This is a genomic window from Hydrogenobaculum sp. (genome assembly GCF_049967395.1).
GTDB lineage: Bacteria > Aquificota > Aquificia > Aquificales > Aquificaceae > Hydrogenobaculum.
Genome location: NZ_JBMFST010000095.1, coordinates 1 through 1,994 on the forward strand (window position 1 = coordinate 1; position 1,994 = coordinate 1,994).

The following is a 1,994-nucleotide window of genomic DNA, read 5'->3' on the forward strand; positions in this document are numbered from 1 at the left end:
TACAAACACATATAGATATAGATAAAAAAATAGATGAGTGTATTGAGCTTTTAACAAAAGGAGAAATGTATAAAGAAAAAAAAGAGGACGAAAAACTAGACATAACGTTAGACGGTGAAGATCACATAATGGAGTTTGATTTGGAGCTTATAGACCCAGTTGTTATGCTTTCTAAAAGAGAAGACAAAAACACCATTGAAAGCTTGGACTATATACTTTCTACCAGCATAAGGGGTGCCATTCATAAAAAATTTTCAAAGAGATACAAAGATGAGCTTTTACAAAAAGTTTTGGTTTCAAATGCCTATCCCTACAAGGAAAAGCCCTATAAACCGATACCCATGTTTATCCAAGAGACAAAAGAGGGTAAGATAGTTTCTATATTCTCAGAAAAAGACAGAGAAATTGCCATAGGAAGTAAGCCAAAATTTGGCTTTTATACAAAATCAAACGATCATGTAAAAACGCTTAACACTGCAAAAGTCGCTTACATTCATCACAACAAATATGAAAACATAAGAACTAAAAATCAGTACGATGAACACGATATATTTTACTATCAAGCCATAAAAGAAGGTCAATCCTTTAGAGGATATTTAATAGGGGACAAGGCTCTTTTAGAGGCTATAAGAGATACAGTAGGAACAGAACTTTACATAGGAAGGTCAAGAAGCGCTCAGTATGGAAGGGCAAAGGTCAAATTTTACGATATAAAGCCCATTACAGCAAAACCACCTTCTAAAAAGAGGTTTGTAATATACGCTGTAAGTCCTATTGTTTTATACAACCAAAATGGATTTTCAACGTTGTCCACAGATGTGTTCCAAGATTATATTAAAAATGTTTTAGGTGTCCCTGTAAAGATAGAAAACGCTATAGCGATAACTACAACGCTAGAAAGGTATATTGATGTATGGCATTCTAGAAGCCCAAGACTTTACGCCTACGACATAGGCTCTTCTTTTCTAGTAAGCATAGAAGGTGACATATCAGAAGAAGCTATAAAGAAGCTCTTGTTTTACGGTGTAGGTGAACTTACTCACTTAGGATACGGCAAAGTAGACATTTACGAAGATTTTGAAAATATAAGATGGCAAGAAAAAGAAGATGAGTTAAAAACCGGTCAAAATAAAATAGAGCATACAAAAAATATGTTAGTGGGCTTAATAAAAGAAGACCTTAAAGCTTACTTTGAATACAAAGGTTTTGAAGACGCAGAAAGATTTCAAAGAAAAAAAGACCTTACAAACAGCCTCATTGGAAGACTCAGGCTTCTTATAACCAACGCAAACTCTATAGAAGATATAAATGAGTTTTTCAAAGATATAAAAGGTATAAAAGAAGACGGGCAGGAAGACTATAAAAAGCATAAAAAAGCTTACAAAAACCTTGAAAAAGCTTTTAAGGACGACATAAAAAATTTAGAAGAATTTGTGGGTATAGTGGATAGGCTATATGAAAACTATGAATATAAAAAATTGGCAGAAGAGCTTGGGCTTCAGTTAAAAAGCGATCATAAGCTGAGGTTTGATTTAGCCAAACGCTATTGGTTTAACTTTTTTGATACTATAAGGGTCAAAAATAGAGGCCAAAATAAATCAGCATAAGGAGTGTTTATGGAAAAAAGCGTATTTTTGTTGAAGGGGAACGTAAAAAGCTTGGCTCCTTTGGTGATTGCAAGAGGCAAAGGAGAGTCAACGGATATAGAGCTTTTGACAGATAAAGAAGGAAGATTTTTCATACCAGGAACTTCTTTCAAGGGGGCTCTAAAACACTACTTTGAAGACACTTTTAAAGATAAAGAACTTGTGTCGCTATTTTTTGGAAACCACAAGAAAGAATCCTTGGCTTTCTTTGAAGATTTGATACTTAAAAACGAGCACATCACCTCTATAAGAGACGGCATAAAACTAAACGAATACATGACGGTGGAGCATGGTGGAAAGTTTGACTACGAGATACTAATACCTGATAGAGAGTTTGAACTTAGCTTG

The 1,994-nt window shown here is 34.3% G+C and carries 2 protein-coding genes; both read left to right on the forward strand.

The window, feature by feature from the left end:
* The coding region (locus ACP5S8_RS08200) for a hypothetical protein (protein ID WP_461876450.1) at window positions 1-1,607 on the forward strand (1,607 nt) is incomplete at its 5' end.
* A gap of 9 nt (window positions 1,608-1,616) precedes the next feature.
* Window positions 1,617-1,994, forward strand: a 378-nt coding sequence (locus ACP5S8_RS08205) for an RAMP superfamily CRISPR-associated protein (protein WP_461876451.1), incomplete at its 3' end; no start/stop codon positions are given.